This window comes from Bradyrhizobium sp. USDA 4353 (assembly GCF_054063215.1).
This window is the reverse complement of sequence record NZ_JBSSGB010000001.1, coordinates 3,948,101-3,969,692: the sequence shown is the minus strand read 5'-3', so window position 1 is coordinate 3,969,692 and position 21,592 is coordinate 3,948,101. Positions and strand designations below refer to the sequence as shown.

At 66.8% G+C, this 21,592-nt stretch carries 17 protein-coding genes; 7 read left to right on the top strand and 10 right to left on the bottom strand.

Annotated features, from left to right (window positions below; all coding sequences use genetic code 11):
- Positions 1-3 precede the first annotated feature (3 nt).
- The 3 genes from ACVILH_RS17720 to ACVILH_RS17710 all read right to left on the bottom strand — a co-directional run bounded on the left by ACVILH_RS17720 (position 4) and on the right by ACVILH_RS17710 (position 4,179).
- Positions 4-1,854, bottom strand: a complete 1,851-nt coding sequence (locus ACVILH_RS17720; protein ID WP_456714035.1) for a flagellar hook-basal body complex protein — start codon at positions 1,852-1,854, stop codon at positions 4-6.
- A gap of 299 nt (positions 1,855-2,153) precedes the next feature.
- Entirely contained in the window at positions 2,154-2,657 is a 504-nt protein-coding gene (msrB, locus tag ACVILH_RS17715) for a peptide-methionine (R)-S-oxide reductase MsrB (protein ID WP_456714034.1), read from the bottom strand.
- Positions 2,658-2,751: 94 nt separating this feature from the next.
- Positions 2,752-4,179 (bottom strand): NAD(P)/FAD-dependent oxidoreductase, encoded by a 1,428-nt coding sequence (locus ACVILH_RS17710; protein WP_456714033.1) that lies wholly within the window; start codon positions 4,177-4,179, stop codon positions 2,752-2,754.
- Positions 4,180-4,284: 105 nt separating this feature from the next.
- Between ACVILH_RS17710 and ACVILH_RS17705 the strand changes: the two genes are divergently transcribed.
- Positions 4,285-4,827, top strand: a complete 543-nt coding sequence (locus tag ACVILH_RS17705; protein WP_456714032.1) for a SixA phosphatase family protein — start codon at positions 4,285-4,287, stop codon at positions 4,825-4,827.
- 52 nt (positions 4,828-4,879) lie between these two features.
- A complete protein-coding gene (locus ACVILH_RS17700) occupies positions 4,880-5,305 on the top strand; it encodes a universal stress protein (protein ID WP_456714031.1) in 426 nt (141 codons plus the stop codon).
- A gap of 402 nt (positions 5,306-5,707) precedes the next feature.
- On the opposite strand, the gene ACVILH_RS17695 is transcribed toward ACVILH_RS17700, so the two are convergent.
- Together ACVILH_RS17695 and ACVILH_RS17690 are read right to left on the bottom strand one after the other, a co-directional pair.
- The gene (locus tag ACVILH_RS17695; protein WP_456714030.1) at positions 5,708-6,295 is read right to left on the bottom strand and encodes a YdcF family protein; all 588 of its coding nucleotides are present in this window, start codon (positions 6,293-6,295) and stop codon (positions 5,708-5,710) included.
- An 87-nt stretch (positions 6,296-6,382) separates the two neighbouring features.
- A complete protein-coding gene (locus ACVILH_RS17690; RefSeq protein ID WP_456717012.1) occupies positions 6,383-6,970 on the bottom strand; it encodes a hypothetical protein in 588 nt (195 codons plus the stop codon).
- A 48-nt stretch (positions 6,971-7,018) separates the two neighbouring features.
- Here ACVILH_RS17690 and ACVILH_RS17685 point away from each other — a divergent pair, with 48 nt between their 5' ends.
- Positions 7,019-7,450, top strand: a complete 432-nt coding sequence (locus ACVILH_RS17685) for a hypothetical protein (RefSeq protein ID WP_456714029.1) — start codon at positions 7,019-7,021, stop codon at positions 7,448-7,450.
- Positions 7,451-7,511: 61 nt separating this feature from the next.
- On the opposite strand, the gene ACVILH_RS17680 is transcribed toward ACVILH_RS17685, so the two are convergent.
- The gene (locus tag ACVILH_RS17680; RefSeq protein WP_006609843.1) at positions 7,512-8,018 is read right to left on the bottom strand and encodes a YciE/YciF ferroxidase family protein; all 507 of its coding nucleotides are present in this window, start codon (positions 8,016-8,018) and stop codon (positions 7,512-7,514) included.
- Positions 8,019-8,446: 428 nt separating this feature from the next.
- On the opposite strand from ACVILH_RS17680, the gene ACVILH_RS17675 reads away from it, so the two are divergent.
- Together ACVILH_RS17675 and ACVILH_RS17670 are read left to right on the top strand one after the other, a co-directional pair.
- The gene (locus tag ACVILH_RS17675; RefSeq protein ID WP_456714028.1) at positions 8,447-9,538 is read left to right on the top strand and encodes a lysylphosphatidylglycerol synthase transmembrane domain-containing protein; all 1,092 of its coding nucleotides are present in this window, start codon (positions 8,447-8,449) and stop codon (positions 9,536-9,538) included.
- A gap of 153 nt (positions 9,539-9,691) precedes the next feature.
- Entirely contained in the window at positions 9,692-11,641 is a 1,950-nt protein-coding gene (locus tag ACVILH_RS17670; RefSeq protein ID WP_456714027.1) for a hypothetical protein, read from the top strand.
- A 297-nt stretch (positions 11,642-11,938) separates the two neighbouring features.
- Here ACVILH_RS17670 and ACVILH_RS17665 read toward each other — a convergent pair whose 3' ends face one another.
- Together ACVILH_RS17665 and ACVILH_RS17660 are read right to left on the bottom strand one after the other, a co-directional pair.
- Positions 11,939-12,544, bottom strand: a complete 606-nt coding sequence (locus ACVILH_RS17665) for a DUF2147 domain-containing protein (RefSeq protein WP_456714026.1) — start codon at positions 12,542-12,544, stop codon at positions 11,939-11,941.
- A 171-nt stretch (positions 12,545-12,715) separates the two neighbouring features.
- Positions 12,716-13,744 (bottom strand): NAD(P)/FAD-dependent oxidoreductase, encoded by a 1,029-nt coding sequence (locus tag ACVILH_RS17660; RefSeq protein ID WP_456714025.1) that lies wholly within the window; start codon positions 13,742-13,744, stop codon positions 12,716-12,718.
- A 177-nt stretch (positions 13,745-13,921) separates the two neighbouring features.
- Between ACVILH_RS17660 and ACVILH_RS17655 the strand changes: the two genes are divergently transcribed.
- Positions 13,922-14,389, top strand: coding sequence for an acyl-CoA thioesterase (locus ACVILH_RS17655; RefSeq protein ID WP_456714024.1), 468 nt, complete (start codon positions 13,922-13,924; stop codon positions 14,387-14,389).
- A gap of 53 nt (positions 14,390-14,442) precedes the next feature.
- On the opposite strand, the gene ACVILH_RS17650 is transcribed toward ACVILH_RS17655, so the two are convergent.
- Together ACVILH_RS17650 and ACVILH_RS17645 are read right to left on the bottom strand one after the other, a co-directional pair.
- On the bottom strand, positions 14,443-14,763 hold the full coding sequence (locus ACVILH_RS17650; RefSeq protein ID WP_012028715.1) for a 2Fe-2S iron-sulfur cluster-binding protein: 321 nt from the start codon (positions 14,761-14,763) through the stop codon (positions 14,443-14,445).
- 83 nt (positions 14,764-14,846) lie between these two features.
- Entirely contained in the window at positions 14,847-15,221 is a 375-nt protein-coding gene (locus tag ACVILH_RS17645; protein ID WP_456714023.1) for an Hpt domain-containing protein, read from the bottom strand.
- A gap of 384 nt (positions 15,222-15,605) precedes the next feature.
- Between ACVILH_RS17645 and ACVILH_RS17640 the strand changes: the two genes are divergently transcribed.
- Positions 15,606-21,365 carry an apolipoprotein A-IV repeat region-like domain-containing protein gene (locus ACVILH_RS17640; protein ID WP_456714022.1) on the top strand — a complete coding sequence of 1,920 codons (5,760 nt, stop codon included), beginning with the start codon at positions 15,606-15,608 and terminating at the stop codon, positions 21,363-21,365.
- Positions 21,366-21,592 lie beyond the last annotated feature (227 nt).

Sequence of the window (21,592 nt, the reverse complement as noted above, 5' to 3'; positions counted from 1 at the left end):
CGTTTAGCGCAGCACGTTCAGAAGATCCTGCACCATCGAGTTGGCGGTGGTGATCACCTTGGTGTTCGCCGAATAGGCCTGCTGGGTCACGATCAGCTTGGTGAACTCGTCGGCGATGTCGGTGTTCGAGCCTTCCAGCGAGCCGCCCGAGATCTTGCCGGACGCGCCGATGATGGCCTGGCCAGACTGGTCGGTCGCCTCATAGGCGCCACCGTCGAGCGCCTTCAGATAGTTGGTGCCGTTGAAGTGCGACAAGGTCACCTGCGCCAGGTTGATGGTCTGGCCGTTGGAGAAGGTGCCGGTCACGATGCCGCTGTTGTTGACGGCGACCGATTGCAGCTGGCCGGCGGCGAAGCCGTTCTGCGAGATCTGGTTGATCGTGGCAGAGCCGACCGTGCTGGCATATTGCGTCAATGCGCCGGAGGAGATGTTGAGGCTGATCGTGCCGAGCGTGGTGCCGTCGACGACCACGTTGGGCACCGAAATCGCCGAGGTCGTCGGCGAGGTCAGCGAGCCGTCGGCGGCGAAGGTGAAATTGGTGCCGACGTTCTGCCAGGCCACCGTCGAGCCGGTCGCGGAGGAGTTGGTCTGGTAGAACAGGTTCCAGACGTCCTTGTGGCCGGTGCCCAGCGTCGCGCTGTCGATCTTGCCCCAGCGCAGCTGCACGTTCACCGGCGTGCCCGCGGAGTTGTAGGTGGTGACGGCGCCGCCGGAGATGGTTTCGTTGTTGAAATTGGTCAGGTCGTTGCCGATCACGATGCCGGTGCCGGCGGCAGAGTTGCGCGGCAGGCTGAAGCCGGTGGCGGCGCTGATCTGCGTGGCGGTGAAGCCGAGCGAGACAAAGCCGGGCGCGGCCGTCGTGGTCGAGCCGTTGGCGAGGCTGGATATCTTCCAATCCTCGCCGCTGCCCGAGTGCAGCGTCATGACGCCGCCGCTGATCGTCGGCGAGACGCCGGTGACGGCAGCGATCTTGGCCATCAGCGTGTTGACGCTGTCGGTCACGTTGATCTGGTTGCCCGACGCACCGGAGTTGACGAAGGTGAAGGTGACGACGTCGCCGGCGCTGCCTGTCAGCGTGATGGTGTCGCCAGCGACAAAGTCGCTGGCGACCGAGTTGGACGCAGCCGCGCCGGACAGCAGCGTCGACCCGGTCACCGGTGAGCCGTTCTTGGCGTTCACTGTGGTGACGGTCTGAGTCCGATCGCTGTAGAAGTTGGTGCCGACCGGCAGCGGCACGTTCGACAGGTCGGCCGAGTTGAGGCCGCCGGCCGCGACCAGCGTGCCGGTCGCTGCGTTGCCGCTGGCGCCGGTCTTCGGTTGCGTCGGCAGGTTGGCGGCGTATTGAACGGCGGTGGTCGCCTGGGCCGGCACGAAGTTGTTGGCGAACTGCAGCACAGTCGGCACGTTGCCGGTGGCGTTGCCGGTCTTGGGATCGACCGCGACGCCCATCAGATAGTAGCCGGCGCCATTGATCAGGTTGCCGTTGGCGTTGAGCTGGAAGTCGCCGCGGCGCGTGTAGTTGGTGACGCCGGTGAAGACCGGCACGTTGTCGACCACCGACGAGGCCTTCTGCACGTTGAAGAAGCCGTCGCCATTGATCGCCATGTTGGTGGCGACCGAGGAGGTCGAGACCGTGCCCTGGGTGGTGATGGTCGCCTTGGCGAAGGCGGTGACGCCGCCGGCGTTCTGCCGGGTCGGGTTGGTGGCGTTCGGGATGAGGTCTTCGAAGCTAGTGCCGATGCCCTTGTAGCCAACGGTCGAGGCGTTCGCGATGTTACCGGAAATGTTCTGCAGCGCGAATGATTGAGCGGACAGGCCGCTCACCGAGGTGTTCATCGCGTCGAAGATACCCATACCATTCTCTCCACATTGACCCGGCGGCCGGTCCGCCCTGGGCCGCGTTTTCGTGGAGATGTGTCGCAATCACCGTGCCAGATGGCATTTCGCTGTGAAATCAGCGACTTGGAAAATAACGACGTGAAAAAAGCGGTATCGAAAGTGGTGAACAATTGCCGAGCCGGCAGTTCTTGCCGGGGCAGCCGCGCACGGTCGCGCTCCGGCTCGGCTGCTACACGCAGGTGCCGGCGCGTCCTGAAGACCCGCTTTTCAGGTCTTCAACGGACGCGCGCGACAATTCAGGCGAGGAATTTTCGTCAGGTCGACGACGGGCTGGCGGGGTGGAACACCAGCGACAGGCCGTCCATGCAGTAACGCAGGCCGGTCGGCTTGGGGCCGTCGTCGAAGACGTGGCCGAGATGGCCGCCGCAGCGCCGGCAATGCACCTCGGTGCGGACCATGCCATAGGTCTTGTCCTGGCGGGTGCCGACCGCATTGTCGAGCGGCTTGAAGAAGCTCGGCCAGCCGGTGCCGCTGTCGAACTTGGTGTCCGACGAGAACAGCGGCAGGTCGCAGCCGGCGCAGGCGAAGGTGCCCTTGCGGTGCTCCTTCAAGAGCGGGCTGGTCCAGGGCCGCTCGGTGCCCTCTTTCCGCAGGATGTCGAACTGCTCCGGCGTCAGCTGCGCGCGCCACTCCGCCTCGGTCTTCTCGATCTCGAACTTCTCGGCGGCGCGGGCCGGTGCGGAGCCGCCGAACCAGCGCAGGGCGGCGAAGCCGAGCAGGCCGGCTGTGGTCGTGAGCATCATGCGTCGGTCGATCATGGTTGTCTCCGTACGGCGGTGGGTTACCGGATTTACGGATGAGAGTCCGCGAAGTTACGTCGGCCGCGGGGCCTCCGGCTCACTTTCTTGCGAGCTAGCCGCCCTCCCCGGCATCCGGACGGCGGGTGAGATCGGAGGGCTGCGGCCGCAGCGGCAGCCGCGAGCCCGGCCGCTGCGCCGCCCTTTGCCGCGCTTCGGCCGCCCGGATCTCGCGGAGGCGCTCCTGCGCCCTCGCCCGCTCGCGATGCCGCGCCAAGGTGCCGGCCGCGGCAGAGCGGCCGCGGACCCAGAGATTGACGACCTGGCCGGCCACCCGGCCGCTGACGCCGCCGGCCCAGACCAGCTCGAACGGCGAGAACAGCTTCCATCGCTCGTCGCCGGCGAACATGCCTTGCGCGATCAATTGCCCGGCCATCGCCGAGGTGTTCATGCCCTGCCGGCCGAAGCCGCTCGCCACCCACAGCCCTTTGCGGAGCTGGCCGATCTGCGGCATGCCGTGCACGGTCTGACCGGTGACACCGCCGAAGGTCTCGGCGATCTCGACTCGGCCGAGCTGCGGGAACACGGTGCGGATACGGCGCTGCAAGGCCGAGGCAAAGCCACTCGGGCGCGCGTCCCAGGTCGTCTCCGGGCTCGCCCACATCAGCCGGTTGCCGTCGACGATGCGGAAATGATCAACGCCGTCGGTATCGCCGACGGAGCCCTTGAAGACGATCGCCTCGGCGAGTTGCTCGCCGAGCGGCGCGGTGACGCCGCCATAGCGCCACACCGGCAGCAGCGTGTCCGACAGCTTCTGCAAGGGGGCGCCGAGATGAATGTTCCCCGCCAGCACGATGTGCGAGGCCCGCATCCGCGCCGACGGCGTCACGATGCGCTTGCGCACGCCGGACGCGTCGATGCTCACCACCGGCGTGTCCTCGAAGATCCGCGCCCCGGCCTTGTGCGCCAACCGCGCCAGCGCATGAACATATTTGCGGCCGTCGAGCTGGAACGCCCGCGGGTAATACACGCCATGGAAGTATCGGTTGGTCTTGAGCTCGCTGCGGACCCGCTCGACCTGCCAGCCCTCGACCTCGGTATCGAAATCCTCATGCAGCATCTGCAGCCGGCGGATCAGCGCATCGCCGGCATCGACGTTGGAGACCTCGAGCGCGCCCTCGCTCAGTCCGATGCCCGGCATCGCCGCGGCCTGGGCGCGGATGAACTCGGCCCCGTCCCACGACAGCGCCCACAGCGCCCGCGCCCGCTCCAACCCGACGCGCTCGATCAGGTCCGGCAGCGCCAGGTCGAACCCGGGCAGCACCGTGCCGACCATGGCGCCGGAGGCGTTCCAGCCGACCTGGCGGCCTTCCAGCACCGCGACGCTGGCGCCCTGCCGCGCGGCACACAGCGCCGTCGTCAGCCCGGCCAGCCCCGCCCCGACCACGCAGACATCGACGTCGAGGTCGAAGTTCAGCCTTGTGCGGGTGATCGCAGCTGCGGCATCCGCGTCATCGTTCGCGCTTGTGAAAGTCTCGCTCATGGCGTTTTCTTAGCGAACCCTGTGCCGGACGTCATGACGCTTTTAATGGCGATAAAGAGACGTGGTACAGCCTGATCCATCCTGACCGATTCGAGACCGGAATCCATGCGCCGATTGATGCTGCTGCGCCACGCCAAGACCGAGACTGACGCGCCCTCGGGCCGCGACCAGGACCGCCGTCTCGACGAGCGCGGGCACCAGGATGCCGCCATGACCGGCGACTTCATCGCGAGCCACCCGCCGGGGCCGGAGCTCGTGCTGGTCTCGACCGCCGTGCGGGCGCAGCAGACCTGGGAGCTCGCGCTGGCGGCGATGCAGGACCGTATCGTCGCCCCGCAGGTCGAATCCGTGCCGGAGCTCTACGCCGCCGAGCCGATGCAGATCCTGCATCAGATCCGCCTCGCCGCCGCGTTCGATCCCAAGCGGCTGCTGGTCGTCGGCCACAATCCCGGCATGCACGAGCTGGCGCTGGCGCTGATCGGCCAGGGCGATGCCGACGCCCGCCAGGAGCTGATGCGCAACATGCCGACATCGGGCCTCGCCATCTTCGACTTCGACACCGATGATTGGGGCGATGTCAGCTTCGCGCGCGGCCATCTGCTGGCCTTCGTCACGCCGAAGCTGCTCAAGCAGGGCTCGGTCGATTGACAGGCTGAGGCGGCCGACGCGTAATGCGGCGGACCGAACAGGAGGCCTCGCGATGTTCAAATCGATCCTGGTTCCCATCGATCTGGCCGACACCGACCTAGCCAAGCCCGCGATCGCGACAGCCGCCACCTTGGCGGAGACGTGGCAGGGCACCGTGCATCTGCTCAACGTGATGCCGATGACCCCGGTGATGCTCGCCGAATACGTGCCGGCCGATTTCGACGCGCAGCAGCGCGAGACCGCCGAGGAGGCGCTGTCGATCGTGGCGCGGGAGTCCGGCATCCCCACCGAGCGCATCAGCTACACGGTTCGCCAAGGCGGCATCTATCATGAGATTCTGGAGGAAGCGGCCAAGGTCAAGGCCGACCTGATCGTCATGACCTCGCACCGCCCGGCGATGCGGACCTATTTCCTCGGCAGCAATGCCGGGCATGTCGTGCGCTACGCGAAGTGTTCGGTGCTGGTGGTGAGGCCCTAGCAGCTATCGAGCATGACCGCAGTGTTTTGGATCTCAGCCGATAAGCCGGTGCTCATGACTGCGCCCTCTCCCCTTGCGGGAGAGGGCATGTAGGAACGTTCCGCAAGCTCGGTTGGGTGAGGGGTATCTCTCCACGAGCGCAGTTCGCGGAGACATACCCCTCACCCAATCGAGTGAATGGATAGGCCGTACATGCCCTCTCCCGCAAGGGGAGAGGGCGCTGTATCTGACGGCGCGCTGGAAGTTCTGATTCGTAGGGTGGGCAAAGGCGCGCCCGGATAAACTTATTAGTCCCGACAGCCTGATCGCGCCGTGCCCACCGTCTTTCGCTGAGAAATCTTTCGGTGGGCACGCCATCGCGCGGCTTACGCCGCACGATGTCTTTGCCCACCCTACAAACTATCACGGCCACTCCGCAATGAAGCCCATTGCCTTGTACGGCTCGATCTTGTCCCATTCGCTCAGCACGCGGCGGCGAAACTCCGGATGCGTGTGCCACAGATGGCGCGGCACACCGAAACTATCGACCGTCAGCAGCATCTTCTCGACCTCAGGCCAATGCCGCTGCACCGTCATCGCATAGCGCCGCGCGGTCCAGCTATTGCCGAGGCAAATCACGGTTTCGATGTTGGCGAGACCGAGCGCGGCGTCGATCACCGGCAGCGCGAACAGGACGTTCTCGCCGGTGTTCGTCGCCTGGTGCTCCTCGAGGATGCGCTCGGCGGGCACGCCGCGCCTGACCATGGCGGCCTTGATCAGCGTGCACTCCGACAGATCTCCGCCCGGCGTCACGCCGCCGCTGACGATGGCGTGGCGGAAATAGCCCTGGTGCCACAGCAAGGCCGCGGTCTCGGCGCGCAGCTCCTCCTCGACACGGGTGCCGAACACGAACAGGAGATCGGCCGGCCGCAGCGGCGTGTCGGCGAAATGCCGCGCATTGATCGCGGCGATCTCATCAGCATCGGGCAGACGGTGCGCGCGGTCCTGCATCATCCATCTCCGAGAGCGGCTGACCATCCTCGCACGGCCAAACGGGGCGCGCGGTCACTTTCGAACACCGACCATGTCACGCCGTGATCACGGCAGCAGCGCGGCCGGAATGTCCGCGAACGTGTAGCTGCGCGGCTGATTGCGGGTGATGAAGCCGCCGACATACCAGGCGAACATCGCGGCGAAGCCGATCAGGAACAGCGCGCCCGTCCACTCGGCTATGATCAGCGCCCGCACCAGGAGGTCGGCCATCGCAACAGCAAACAGCGCGATCGCGCCGAGCGCCGCGCCGTAGGTGATGCGGCCGAGGCCTGCGCTGAGCTGCGCCGTGCTGCCGCTGGCGGCGAGCCGCGCATGCAGCGCCAGGATGAAGGCACGGTACGCCTCGCTCTGCGGCGCCATCAGGGTGGCGGTCTGCCAGGACGTCGAGATGACGCTCAGCCGACGGCCATCACGGTGGGTGATATCGGCGCGGAAACGCTTGGCCTGCATCGACACCGGCCGGAACGACAGCCGGATCGCGGCGATCTCGGCGTATGGCCAGAGCCCGCCGCGGCCGGCGAACCGCCACGAAAGGCCCTGCTCCGTCAGCTCGAAGGCTTGCGCGGCGCCGATCAGCGACGCCTTGTAGGCGTAGCTGATGACGGCGTCGTCGGTGGTGAGAGTCTCGGAAATGGCTCGGTCCTGTTGCGAAGGTCACGCGCCTTATCCTACAAACGGGGCATGAGCGAAACGATCCATTTTCCCCGCCACCTGATCCTCGCTGGCGCCATGGCCGCGGGCGTGCTGCTGGCGCTGGCCGTGCACATGCTCGGCGCGCGCTACGGGCTCGATCTCGGCGGCCTCTGGCAGAGTGAGGGCGCGTTCATGCCGGCGGGCTCGGCGATCGCCTGGTGGCTGATCGCGACCGTCGGCTTCTATAGCGGCTATTTCATCGCCAACATCATGCACAGCGCCGTCTCCGGCGAGATTCCGCAGCGCGCCCGCAACTTCCTCGTCGTGGTCGGCGTGCTCATGCTGGCCGGCATCGGCCAGGCGATCTCCGGACCGAGCCCGGTGCCGTCCGCGGCCGGCGTGCTGGCCGGCCTCGCCGCGCTCTGCCTCGGCGCGCTGATGGCGTTCTGCGGCGCCAACTTTGCGCTGAGAAAGAGCTGACCTTCGCATCGAAAACGCCGCGCGGGAGGCGCGGCGTTTTGCCTCATCAGTGGTGCAGACGTCAGCTAGCGGCGCGCAGATTGACGCTGGTCTCGGCGAGCTTGGTCAGCTTCATGTCGGTCGCCTTCTCCTCGTCGAGCGTCTTCTGCAGCACGGCGGCGCAGTCGCTGCGGCCGAGCTGCTTGGCCCAGGCGATCAGGCTGCCATAGCGGGTGATCTCGTAATGCTCGGCCGCTTGGCCGGCATTGATCAGCGCAGCATCCAGCACGGTCTTGTCGGCGACCTCGCCGGCAACCTCCTCGGCCTCCTCGATGATGCCGTCGATCGCCGGGCAATCCACCGCCTTGGCCGCAATGCCCTGCATCTCGAACACCTGCTCCAGCCGCTTCACATGCGTGCGCGTCTCTTCCAGATGCGTCAGAAAGCCCTGCTTGAGCTGCTGATCAGTGGCCTTGTCAGCCATCTTTGGCAGCGCCTTGATGAGCTGGTTCTCGGCGTAATAGATGTCCTGCAGCTGATGAACGAACAGGTCGTTCATCGTCTTGATGTCCTTGGTGAAGAGTCCCATTTGCCACCTGTTCTCATGGTTGGGAACATGGCGGGGTCCCCGCCCGACCTGACGTGGCCATGTTCGCTTCGCCCGCGGCTAACCGGCTGTGGGAGGGGTTGTTCCGGGACTTGTGGCCGATGCGGCTCGGAACTCCCGATGCCGGCGACACGTTTCGATCATCGCCGTTGCATCAGCCTGCGCGGGTAACCAATTGGACCGAACTGAGGCGACCGCCTCTCAGCTATGTGACTGGAGTGTGACAGACCCGCAAAGCGAACCCGGAGCTGCGCTGTGTCAAGGACTGCACAAGGCGCACGTTTTAGCTTAAGGAACAGGCTGTCACGGATTGCCCGCCCTCATCGACCAATGGTTTCTTTCCTTTTCCAGACCCAAGTGTTCCAGACCCAAGTGTTCCAGACCCAAGTGCCGCCCCGCCGGGAGGATGAATGCAGCGCCTGCTGACCACGTTGTCGCGTGGCTTCAAGAAATGGATCGGCTGGAAGCGGCTGGGGATTGCAGCGAGCCTTGCGATCATCGCCTTCGCGATCACCACGCTCGTGCGCACCTTGAAGGGCGTCGACGGCGGCGTCATCCTGACGGCGCTGACCGAGATTCCCCCCGGTCACATCGCGCTCGCGGCCTTGTGTGTGGTCGGCGCGTTCTGCACGCTGACCTTCTATGATTATTTTGCGCTGCGAACGATCGGCAAGAAGCACGTCCCCTATCGCATCGCGGCGATGAGCGCCTTCACCAGCTATTCGATCGGCCACAACATCGGCGCCACCGTGTTCACGGGCGGCGCGATCCGATTCCGGATCTATTCGGACTACGGGCTGTCGGCGATCGACGTCGCCAAGATCTGCTTCCTGTCGGGACTGACCTTCTGGCTCGGCAATTTGTTCGTGCTCGGCATCGGCATGACCCTGCATCCGGCGGCCGCCACCGCGATGGACCAGTTGCCGCCGGCGGTGAACCAGCTAATCGCGATCGGCATCCTCGGTGCCATCTTCGCCTATCTCGGCTGGCTCTACGCCGGCAAGAACCGCCGCCAGCTCGGCCAGAACGGCTGGAAGGTGGTGCTGCCCTCCGCGCCGCTGACGGTGGTGCAGATCCTGATCGGCGTCGTCGATCTCGGCTTCTGCGCGCTGGCGATGTACCTGCTGGTGCCCTCGAATCCGCCGATCGACTTCCTGTCGCTGTCGGTGGTGTTCATCCTCGCCACCCTGCTCGGCTTCGCCAGCCATGCGCCCGGCAGCCTCGGCGTGTTCGACGCCGCGATGCTCGTGGCGCTGCCGCAGTTCGGCCGTGAGCAGCTGCTCGCCACCCTGCTCGTATTCCGCGTGCTGTATTTCGTGATCCCCTTCGCCACGGCGATCTCGATCATGGGCGTACGGGAGCTCTGGCTCAATGTCGTCAAGCCGTGGCAGGAACGCCGCCGGCTGCAGACCGCCGTCTCCGACGAGATCGCCGCCAAGCGCGCGGCCGCAACCGCCCCCGCGGCCGTCCCGCAGCGGATCAAGCGCCACTCCCAGGGTTGATCCTTGAGTTGATCCCTGAGTTGATCCCTGGGCCGATCACACGGCTGAGCCGACGATCTTTCGCCAGACAGCGCACGCGTTCGACCTTTGACCCGGTTGAACTCGCGCGGCGTCCTCTTATTTCCGCCCCATCGCTGACGTGAATCCTTGCGTATGAGCCCCATGTCCCTTCGTCCGCTGCTCGCCGCCTGCGTGCTGGCCGGCCTGCTCGCTCCCCTCGCTGCCAGCCCGGCGGCTGCGCAGTTCGGCTCATCGCCGCAGCTGCAGATCAGCTGGGAGGTGCGCAACCGCTTCCGCCTGTTCCGCGAGGAGCGCGACTTCCTGCTGCATGTCGAGAGCACGCGCGACCGCTCGATCCTGGCCGCCGAGCAGGCCCTGGGCATCCAGAGCGACGGCCGAGGCTGGGCACGCAATATCGTCAACCGGCTGTGCATCGACCTCGCCGGCCGCGTCAACGAGCCGTGCACCCGCGACAACGTCAGGGAAAGCTATCTGACGCCGATCGACCATCCGGTCACGGTTCGCCTCACCGGCCCGGTGCCGGTCGGCGCCACCTGTGCCTGGTCGTTCGACGATGGCGACGGGCCGCAGACCTCCACCTTCGACTGCGCCGAGCCGGTCAATCTGCGCGTCCGCTACGGCCGCGAGACAGTCGCCCGGGTCGACGTCACCAGCCCGGAAGGCGCGCGGCAGGTCTCCACCGGGATCCAGGTCCGCGACGTTCTCATCGCCGGGCTCGGCGACAGCATCGCCTCCGGCGAGGGCAATCCGGACCGGCCGATCGCGCTTGCCGATGAAGGCTTCTGCTTCCGCTCCTATCTCGGCGGCCCCACTGCGCAATATTATCGCCCGAGCCGCGCCGGCTTCAAAGGCGGCCGCGCCTGCGAGGCGCCGGACACGTTGCAGAACTGGCAGAAGCACAGCGCGGTGTGGCTCAATGCCGCCTGCCACCGCTCGCTCTACAGCTATCAGACCCGCACGGCGCTGGCGCTCGCGGTGCGCTATCCGCATGTCGCGATCACCTATCTCCCGCTCGCCTGCACCGGCGCGACCATCGCAGACGGCCTGTTCGGCAGCCAGCGCGCGCGTGAGTGCCTGCCGGGCCGCTCGCAGACCACCTGCGCCGGCGGCGTCAACGGCCAGCTCGGCGAGTTGCGCGAGGCGCTGACCGCCGCCCAGCGCCGCCAGCCGGATCGACGTCTCGACCTGGTGCTGCTGTCGATCGGCGCCAACGACATCAACTTCTCCGGCCTCGTGGCCGACGTCATCGTCGACACCGCGACCGAACGGACCTTGTTCAAGCGCTCCGGCGTGATCGGCTCGGTCGATGAGTCCCGCGGCGAGCTCGCGCGCGATCTGCCGCGCGGCTTCGCCAAGCTGCGCGATGCGCTCAAGCCGATGGTCGGCGATCTCTCGCACGTGATCTACACCTCCTACGGCAACCCGGCGCTGAGCGGCCCGGGCACGCCCTGCCCTGGCGGCCCCGCCGGCTTCGAGGTGCATCCCTCGTTCAATGCCAATCCGCAGCGGCTCGCCAATGTCGCAGGCTTCGTCGAGAACGAGTTCCTGCCCGCACTGCGCGGCCTCGCGCAGTGCACGGCGGGCGTGCTGTGCCGCGATCCTCGCACCGAGCGCATGACCTTCGTCGATGCGCATCAGCCGGCCTTCGCGCAGCACGGCTTCTGCGCGCGCTCGCCGCAGGATCCGCCGTTCGACCGCGAATGCTTCGCCGCCAATGGCGAGAGCTTCGATGCCAGCATCGTCTCCGCCGCCAACGAGCCCTTGCTGTGCGGCCGCGGCGCCAGCGAATATCGCCCCTATCTGCCGCGCGCGCGCTGGATCCGCGACGCCAATGACAGCTACTTTTCGGCGATGACCTATCCCCAGGGGCTGCCGGCGGCGATGCAGCCGGCCGACATCCACGATGCAAGCTGGGGCGTGCTGTCGGCCGTCTATGGCGGCGCCGTGCATCCGACCGCCGAGGGCCACGCCGCGATGGCCGATGCCGCATTCCCGGCCGCCGCCGAGGTGCTCAACCTCGACGCAGCCGAGCCGAGCATTTCGAGCCAACCGCTGCCGCCGGCGGGTGGCGTGCAGCAATAGCTGCAAAGCGCTCAGCGGCCCCTCACCACACAACAGCGCTATCGCAAATGACGATAGAAGCTTTGCGCCCAATGATTCTCCACGTCGTCATGGCCGGGCTTGTGCCGGCCATCCACGTCGGTCGACATGCTGAGAGCGACGTGGATGCCCGGGACAAGCCCGGGCATGACGGAGTTACTATCTTCGGATCGTAAGTGGCGACCGCTCAGCTCAGGTTAAAGCTCGGGCACCACGCGCCGCGAGATCGCGACACGACGTCTATGAGCGATGCGGACGCATCAGCCACTCGACCACGAACTACTTCACCGCCGCCGGCTTCTTCATCATCGGCGCCTGCTTCGTCGCCGGAGCGGTGGCGGTCGTCGCCTGCGCCGGCAGATATTTGGCCAGGATCGCAGGATCGATCTGCGCCATGTTGGTATCCGGCAGACGCGTCCAGGTCTCGTCCTTGCCGAACAGCGAGATGCCGAGATAGCCGTGCAGGATCAGCGACTGCCCATCCGGGGTGACCCGCATGTTGGCCTTCCAGATGTTACCGTCGCGCGGATTGAGGACGTTGCCGCCTTCGTACTTCAAGCCTTCGCGCTTCATGTCGCGCACGAAGGAGATGCCGACGATCGGCGCGTTCTTGCGGTCGTCGGTGCACTTCGAGCAGACCTCGTTGGGATTGTCGCCGGGACGCGGAAACGTCTTGGCGATTACGCCTTCGAACACGCCGTCATGATCGATGAAGAGAAACCAGCCGACGGGACGGCCATCCTCGACCTTCTGCCACAGCCCGGCCGCGGTCGGCTCTGCTGCCAGCGCCGGCCGCGTCAGCAGCGCACCGCCTGCGACGAGCGCGCCGAGCGCGAGCGTCGTCACAGCAGGCAGCAGCCGAAGTCGGGGAAACGCGTTGCGCATCATCATCTCACCTTGACCAAGTCACAAAATGAATGGCCGCACAGTACGGCCGTTTCGTGCATCGTTCCAGCCCATAACAGGTCTGGCGCGCCGGTGAAACCGGCACGCGCAGGAAACATTTCTTCACATTTGAGTTGGTGCTGCGGCGAAAAGTTCCACACCGCCGACAAATTAGTTGACGCCGAGCTTCTTCTGCAGGCTCGACGACGACGTCGTGTACTGGAACACCAGCCGCTTCTCCGGATAGACGTAGCGGTGCGCCTTCTGCGCCATCAGCGCGCCCTCGTGGAAGCCGCACAGGATCAGCTTGATCTTCCCCGGATAGGTGTTGATGTCGCCGATGGCGAAGATGCCGGGCACGGAGGTTTCGAACGCCGAGGTCTCGACCGGGATGAGATTGTTCTCGAGCGCGATGCCCCAATCAGCAACGGGTCCGAGCTTCATCGTCAGTCCGAAGAACGGCAGCATCATCTCGCAAGGGATGGTCTCGACCGCATTGTCGTTGCCCTTGATCGTCGCGGCCGACAACTGACCGTTGGCGCCTTCGAGCGCGGTGACCTGGCCGATGCGCAGGTCCATCTTGCCGCCTGCGACAAGTGCGCGCATCTGCTCGACGCTATGCGGCGCGGCGCGGAAGTCGTCGCGGCGATGGATCAGCGTGATGCGCTTGGCAAGCGGATGCAGGTTGAGCGTCCAGTCGAGCGCGGAGTCGCCGCCGCCAACGATCACGACGTTCTTGTCGCGGAACTGCTCCATCTTGCGCACGGCATAGAACACCGAGGTGCCTTCATAGGCCTCGATGCCCGGCACCGGCGGACGCTTCGGCTGGAACGAGCCGCCACCGGCGGCGATCACCACGACCTTGCACTCGAACACCTTGCCGGCATCGGTCGTGACGCGGAAGCCGGGATCGCCGATCTTCTCGACGCTCGCGACCATCTCGCCGAGATGGAAGGTCGGGCTGAACGGCTTGATCTGCTCCATAAGCTGATCGGTGAGGCCCTGCCCCGTCACCATCGGCACGCCCGGAATGTCGTAGATCGGCTTCTCCGGATAGAGCTCGGCGCACTGCCCGCCGACCTTGTCGAGGATGTCGATCAGATGCGCCTTGATGTCGAGCAGCCCCAGTTCGAATACGGCGAACAGTCCGCAGGGGCCCGCGCCAATGATCAGCACATCGGTCTTGATCGCTTCACTCATGTCGCTCTTCTCGTTGGAGGCGCCGCTCGGAGGATGGCGGCAGATGGCGGTTCCGAATTTGTAGCCAACGGGGCGGTCGCAGGGAAGGCACAAAAGCCGGCCGTCCGCGGCGCCCGCCGCTTGCAGCATCAAGCCTAGCGAGGTTTGAAGGGACGACGGAATGATGGAGATCAATCGGTGACAGAGACGGCCCGCCACGACCACGCGCCACGGCTCGAGGACTTCCCCTACCACCTCGCGGACAATGTCCGTTTCGGCGATCTCGACCCCAACCAGCACGTCAACAACGCTGTCTATGCGACCTATTTCGAGACCGGCCGGGTGACGCTGATGAAGGACCCGCGCCATGGCCTCACACAGGAGGGGCTGGCCTGGATCATGGTGCGGCTCGACATGCATTTCCGCGCCGAGCTGCGCTGGCCGGGTACGATCGAGCTAGGTCTGGGCGTGGTGAAGCTGGGGCGAACGTCGGTGACCTGCGAGCAGGTCGTGTTCTCGGACGGGCGCTGCGTGGCCTCGGCCACGGCGGTGATGGTGCTGATCGACGAGGTAACGCGCAAGCCGGCGCCGCTGACGCCGAAGCTGATCGCGGCGCTACAGCCCTGGGTCCGCCGCGGTGTGACGATCGCAGCGCCCCCGGCTTGAGGCCGGGCGGCGACAGTCTGAAGGTGGCGAGAATGCCTGCGAGAGGCGAAAGATCAGGCCTGACGCTCGGGGGTCGCGACGACCAGGCCGTCGAGCTCGTCGGAGACCTTGATCTGGCAGGCGAGGCGCGAGTTCGGGCGGACGTCGTAGCCGAAATCGAGCATGTCCTCTTCCATCGGGGTCGGCGGGCCGACCTTCTCGCGCCAGGCTTCGTCGACATAGACATGGCAGGTCGCACAGGCACAGGCGCCGCCACATTCGGCCTCGATGCCCGGAATGGCGTTGCGGATCGCCGCTTCCATCACGGTCGCGCCGTTCTCGATGTCAACGGTTCGGGATTCGCCGGTGTGGTCGACAAAGGTGATCTTGGCCATGTGTGCTCGTGCTGCGCAGGGAATGAGGTCGGGCTGTCCTATAACGGACCGCCCTGCTCCGCGCTAGTGCCGTGGATGGCGGCTCAGGCCGCGCCCAGCATGTCCGAAATGGCCGCGCGCGCCTGCGCCACGGCGGTGGCGAGCCAGGCCAGCGCATCGGCCGGATCGCCGGCCTGCAACGCGGTCTCCAGGCCCTCGGCGGCGTCGGCGACGTCGAGCGCGCCGATCGCACGGGCGGAGCCCTTGAGCGTGTGGGCGACGGTCGCCGCATCCTCAGGCATCACCTGCAGCCGCTCCAGCAGGCGAACGGCCTGGCTGGAGAACATTTCGAGCACTTCGCGCTCGAGCGCGCTGTCGCCGAGGGTCATCCGCCTGAGAAGGTCGAGGCTGATCGGCCCGTCATCGGGCACCAGCGGTGGCGAGGGCATCCATTCGATCCGTGACAGGTCGGGAATCATGGCGGCTATCCGGTCCGATGGGCACGCTCCGCGCGCCCCTGTGGTAACCCAAGCACAACAATGGTTAATGTATCGTTACCAGGCGATTGCCGCGGGTTTGCCGTGATTTGGGCCCGGCTCCGCCCTAATCGCGGCGGAAACGGGAATTCGCAGAACTTCAAAAGGTTAACGGCGGCTGCTGTTAACGATGATTAAGAATCTCTTAACCACGGCCATTTCTTTCAACAGGCACAGCCAATAGGATGATCCCCGGATGGAGTGGGTCACCCGGCGGAATTTGCCACCCCTGGTGCCTGCGAGGGATGACGTCCGGTTCGAGCGCGGCGAGGGGGTACTCGTACGCGGCTTGCCGGAACGAAATTAAGACGAGGGCTCGGACTCAACATGGCGAACACCCCCAAAAAGGTCAAAGACCCGACTGAAGTTGCGCTGTCCGCCATTCAGGAGGCTTTGAACATCAGCGACACGTCCGCGCCCGCGGAGACCCAGGGCCCGGTCCGCGCTGACGGGGCTCCGCCGGTCATGCCGACCGGCGGATCGGCGTTCGATTCCTTTGAGAACCGTCCGGGCGTCGATAACCGCAGCCTGGACGAGATCGAGCCCCCGCCGCTCGCCAAGCGGCGTCCGGCTAATGACGACCGCGAGACCATCGGCCAGCTGCTGCAGGCGATCCAGAAGGGTCGCCCGTCGCGTGGGGTCTATACGCTCGCGACCGCCTTTGCCGGCATCTGGATCGTCGGCTGCGTGCTACTCACGATCGGCTTTCTGCCGTCGCTGCAGGCGCTGATCGGCCAGAGCGGCGGCGCGCTCGTGCTCGCCGGCCTTGCCGCCGTGTTCTTTGCGCCGGTGCTGCTGTTCTATTTCCTGGCGAGCCTCGCCTGGCGCGGCCAGGAGCTGCGCATGATCGCGCAGTCGATGGCCCAGGTCGCCATCCGCTTCTCCGAGCCCGAGGGCGCCGTCAGCGATTCCATCGTCACCGTCGGCCAGGCCATCCGCCGCGAGGTCGCGGCGATGGGCGACGGCGTCGAGCGTGCGATCGCGCGCGCGGGCGAGCTCGAAATGCTGGTCGCCAACGAGGTCGCGGCGCTCGAGCGCGCCTATAGCGACAACGAGGTCCGCATCCGCGCTTTGCTCCAGGACATCGCGCATCAGCGCGACAACCTGGTCGGCCAGGCCGAGCAGGTCCGCAGCGCCATTTCGGGCGTGCAGATCGACCTGCGCCACGACATCGCGCTGATCTCGGATGCGATCGCCTCGCGCGTCGACGAGGTCGCCAAGAGCATCACCGGCGCTCTGGAAGAGCGCGGCGCCCACATCACGGCGGCACTCAGCAACGCCGGCGACAACATGATCCTCGCGCTCGGCGAGCGCGGCGGCGACCTGCTCGATCGTCTCGAGGAGGCCAGCGCCGAGACCACCCGCGCGGTGCTCGACGCCTCCGAGCGCCTGACCACCAGCCTCAACTTCAAGACCGGCCACGTCCACGACGAGTTCGCCGACCTGTCGGACCGCGTCCACGAGATGCTCAACGAGCGCATCGACCGCATCACCAACGAGTTCGAGCAGCGCACGGCGGCGATCGTCGACGGCATCTCGGTGCGCACCGAGCAGGTCCACGATTCACTGAAGGCCTCCGGTGACTCGCTGCTGCTCGAGCTCGAGCTGCGCAGCGGCGATCTCGTCACCAAGATCGACGAGGCGAGCCAGCGCCTGTCCGGCCACATCGTCACCTCCGGCGAGAAGGCGAGCGAGTCGCTGGACGCGACCGTGAACTCGCTGGTCGCCAAGGTCGTCAGCCAGACCGAGAGCACCCACGACACGCTGTCGATGCAGATCAGCGCGTTCGATGAGCTGGTGAAGAACCAGGGCACCGAGCTCGCCGAGCGCTTCGCGCGTGACAGCTCGACCCTGGGCGCGCTGATCACCCGGCACATCACCGAGTTCGATCGCACCGTGAAGACCTATGGCGGCGAGATCGTCGAGCGCATGGGGCAGCGGACCCAGGAGATCTCGGACAATCTCAAGAGCTATGTCGACACGTTCGACACCCGGCTGTCGTCCAACAGCGGCGAGATCACGGCGACGCTGGACCAGCGGCTGAACCAGTTCGAGACCAATCTGCAGGCCAGCATCACCACGTTCGATTCCTCGCTGGATTCGAAGATCAAGTCGTTCGACGACACCGTCGGGGGCCGCCTCAAGACGCTCGAGGAGAGCTTCGACAGCCGCACGACCTCGGTGACCTCGACCATCGAGGGCCGGCTTGGCACGCTGTCGAACTCGTTGACCGACGGCGCAGCCCAGGTGCTGCACGCGATCGACTCGCGCCTGACCGTGCTGACCTCGTCACTGACAGAGGGCTCGGCGCAGGCGATCCAGTCGATCGACTCCCGCCTCAACATCCTCACCTCCTCGCTCACCGACGGCACCGACAAGGCGCTGGAGGCGATCGATGCGCGCATCGTCAGCCTGTCGAACATCATCGACGGCCGCAGCTTCGAGCTGACCGAAGCCGTCACTGCCCGCTTCCAGGACATCCACCAGGGCATCGAGACGCGCGTCGGCTCGATCGCCACCGAGATCGACCACCGTGTCTCGCAGTTCGAGGACCTGCTCGGCTCGCGCGTCGAGGCCGTTGCCGGCCGCATCGAGAGCAGCGGCCGCCAGGCCAGCGACGAGCTGATGACCCGCGCCGAGCTGCTGTCGGCCAGCATCAAGTCGCATGTCGAGGACGCCGAGCGCTCGCTGACCAACCTCGTGGTCAACACCAGCGAGACCATCCAAACCGGGGCGCGCACCGCGCAGCAGGCGCTGCTCACCGTCTCGACCGATGTCGGCGCGCAGCTGAAGACCACCTCGGCCGAGGTCGAGCGCGCCCTCACCGATGCCGGCAACACGGCAGCCAATTCGATCCTCTCCAGCGCCCGCGAGGCTCAGACCACCCTCGTCACCGCCTCGAGCGACACCGCCGAGCAGATCAAGTCGCTGTCGGCAGACGTCGAGCGCACGCTGACGGCGGCCGGCTCGACCACCGCAGCCACCATCCTCGCCGGCGCCCGCGAGGTCCAGAACACCCTGGTGTCGGCCTCGTCCGACGCCGCCACCCACGTCAAGTCGCTCGCCACCGACGTCGAGCAGGCTCTGACGGCGGCCGGCTCGGCCACCGCAGCCTCGATCCTCGCCGGCGCACGCGAGGTCCAGAACACGCTGGTGTCCGCCTCTTCCAACGCGGCTGATCACGTGAAGTCGCTCGCCGCCGACGTGCAGCGCTCGCTGACGTCAGCCGGCACCGAGACCGCCGAGACGATCACGGCCGGCGCCCGCGAAGCCCAGAGCGCCATGCTGGCGGCCTCGCATGAGGCGGCCGAGCAGGTGAAGGCGCTGACCGTCGACGTGCAGCGCTCGCTGTCGATCGCCGGAACGACCACCGCGGAAGCGATCACGGGCGGGGCCCGCGAGGCGCAGACCACCCTCATCAGCGCGTCCTCGGAAGCGGCCAACCACGTCAAGTCGCTCGCCGCCGATGTCGAGCGCACGCTCGCGGCCGTCGGCACCAGCACTGCGGCTGTTATCGTCGACAGCGCACGCGATGTGCAGTCCAAGCTCGTCAGCGCCTCGACCGAAGCCGCCGACCACGTCAAGTCGCTGGCGATCGATGTCGAGCGGACGCTGGCCGCGGTCGGCACCACCACCGCGACCGTGATCATCGACAGCGCCCGCGAGGTGCAGTCCAAGCTGATCACGAGCTCGACCGAGGCGGCCGAGCACGTCAAGTCGCTCGCGGTGGACGTCGAGCGGACGCTGTCGTCGGTCGGCGCCGACACCGCGACCTCGATCCTCAACAGCGCACGCCAGGCGCAGATGTCGCTGACCGCGACCTCGGCGGACACGGCGGCGACCTTGGTCGGCAGCGCGCGCGAAGCCCAGGCGCTGCTGACCACGACCACGACCGAGTCGGTCGCGGTGATCGTGGGCGGCGCGCGGGAGGCCCAGAGCGTGCTGACGGCGACCTCCACCGACACCGCCGGCCAGCTCAAGGCGATCTCCTCGGAGATCGAGCGCTCGATCAACACGGTCGCGGCCAACACCACGGATGCGATCCAGAGCAGTGCGCTGAACGCGCAGAGTGCGCTGGTCGCCGCCTCCAACGAGGTCTCCACGCGCGTCAAGTCGACCTCGACCGAGATCGAGCGCTCCGTGCTCGCCGCCGGCAATTCGTTCGGCTCGGCGATGACCGGCAAGACCGACGAGATCGTCACCTATGTGCAGCAGCAGACCGAGCGGCTGTCGCAGTTCCTCGACGGCAAGCGCGGTACGCTGGTCGAGACGCTCAACTCCAAGACCAACCAGCTCACGATCGAGATCGATCGCGTCACCACCGAGGCGCTGAAGCAGATCGAGGTGCGCGGCCAGACCTTCGCCCACACCGTCAACGGCAACGGCTCCGAGGTCGCCCGCACCATCACCTCGGCCGGCGAGATGGCGACGACGGCGATCACCAAGTCGCTGAAGGATCTCGAGCAGGCCTCGCGTGCGGCGATCGAGCAGTCGCGCCAGGTCTCGGTGGCGGCCGTCACCGAGATGCAGGAGACGAGCAAGATCCTGCGCACCGACACCGTCGCTTTGTTCGAGCGTCTGCGCGAAGGCAACATCCTGCTGCAGGAGGTGCTGACCGGAGCGCACGACAACCTCAACTCGCTCGAGCGTGCGCTGGTCGCCCGCGTGGCCGATTTCGTCACCGCGATGAACGATGTCACCTCGCGCAACGGGACGGCGACGCAGACCCTCGAAGACCAGCTCAACGTCTTCAATTCCAAGACGTCGCGGGCGCTGGAGGATCTCAGCTCGCTGTCGAGCCAGTTCGACGCCCATGGCAAGGCCCTGATCGAGGCCGCCGCCATCGTCGAGCAGAGCAACCGCGACGCGACCGTGTCGATCTCGGACCGCAAGACGACGCTGGAATCGCTGGTCACCACCATCGACCTGCGCACCGCCGATCTCGACCAGCGCCTGACGCGCTTCACCACCCTGCTCGACGAGTCCTTGGCGGCCGCCGAGGAGCGCGCGCGCGACATCGCGCGCGTGGTGGCGGAGACGGCGGGCGCCGGCTCGACTGCGCTCAGCCGGCAGTTCGAGGCCATCCGCGCCAATGCCGAGGAGGAGCGTCGCCTCACCACCTCGCAGATGCAGGAGATCTACCAGCAGAGCACGCAGGAAGCCGATGCGATGTTCAAGCAGTCGGCGGAGAAGTTCGCCTCGCTGGTCTCGAGCATGAAGCAGATGACGGCCGAGATGCAGCGCGAGCTCGATGCGACCCGCAACGAGCTGCGCCGCGGCGTGCTGGAGATGCCGCAGGAGGCGGCCGAGAGCACCGCGCAGATGCGCAAGGTCATCGTCGACCAGATCGAGGCGCTGGCCGAGCTCAACCGCATCGTCGCCCATCACGGCCGCGGCCTCGACGTCGTCAGCGCCTCTCGTCCGGTTGCCGCGCCGGCCGCCGTCATCCGTCAAGAGGAGCCGGTCGTGCCGGTGGTGGCAGCCGCAGCGGTCGGCGGCCGTCCCGACATGCGCCTGCGCGAATCCGCGGCGACCAGCGTCACCAACCTGCCGCCGCCGGATCTCGGCATGCAGCCGCCTGCCCCGCCGCCGCCACAGCCGCGCCGGGTCGAGGCGCCGCCGATGGGCCCGGTCGCCGACCAGCGCAGCGACAACTGGCTGTCGGACCTGCTCAACCGCGCCGACAGCAGCACCGCCGGCCAGCCGCAGGCTCCCGCCCCGCGCGGCCGCGGGCCGGCGCAGCAGCCCGGCAATCCGCTGGAGTCGCTGTCGCTCGACATCGCCCGGCTGATGGACCGCACGCTCGCCGCCGAGATGTGGGACCGCTACCAGCGCGGCGAGACCAAGGCCTTCTCCAAGCGGCTCTACACCCCCGCCGGCCAGAAGGCGTTCGACGAGGTCGCCCGCAAGTATCGCGCCGACCGCACCTTCAAGCAGACGGTCGACCGCTACATCACCGAGTTCGAGCGCCTGCTCGACGAGGTCGCCCGCGACGACCGCAACCCGCAGGCGCTGCGCGCGCAGCTCACCTCGGAGACCGGCCTCGTCTACACCCTCCTCGCCCACGCCGCCGGCCGGCTGGCGTGATGGGAGAGACGAAGAACGAGTAGCGGATGGCGAGCAGCCAAGCAGCGATGAACAAACAAACGGAGGCCGCGAGGCCTCCGTTTCGCTTTTGGGGGTGCAATGCAGACGTCTTCGGCTTTGCCCGTGTCAGCCCGACGCCCGCGCTGACTCCCGGCAACACTAAGAGATGGCCACTGAGTCCCGCGCTCAGTCCCGCGCAGCATGCGGACGACGATTACACGTCAGAG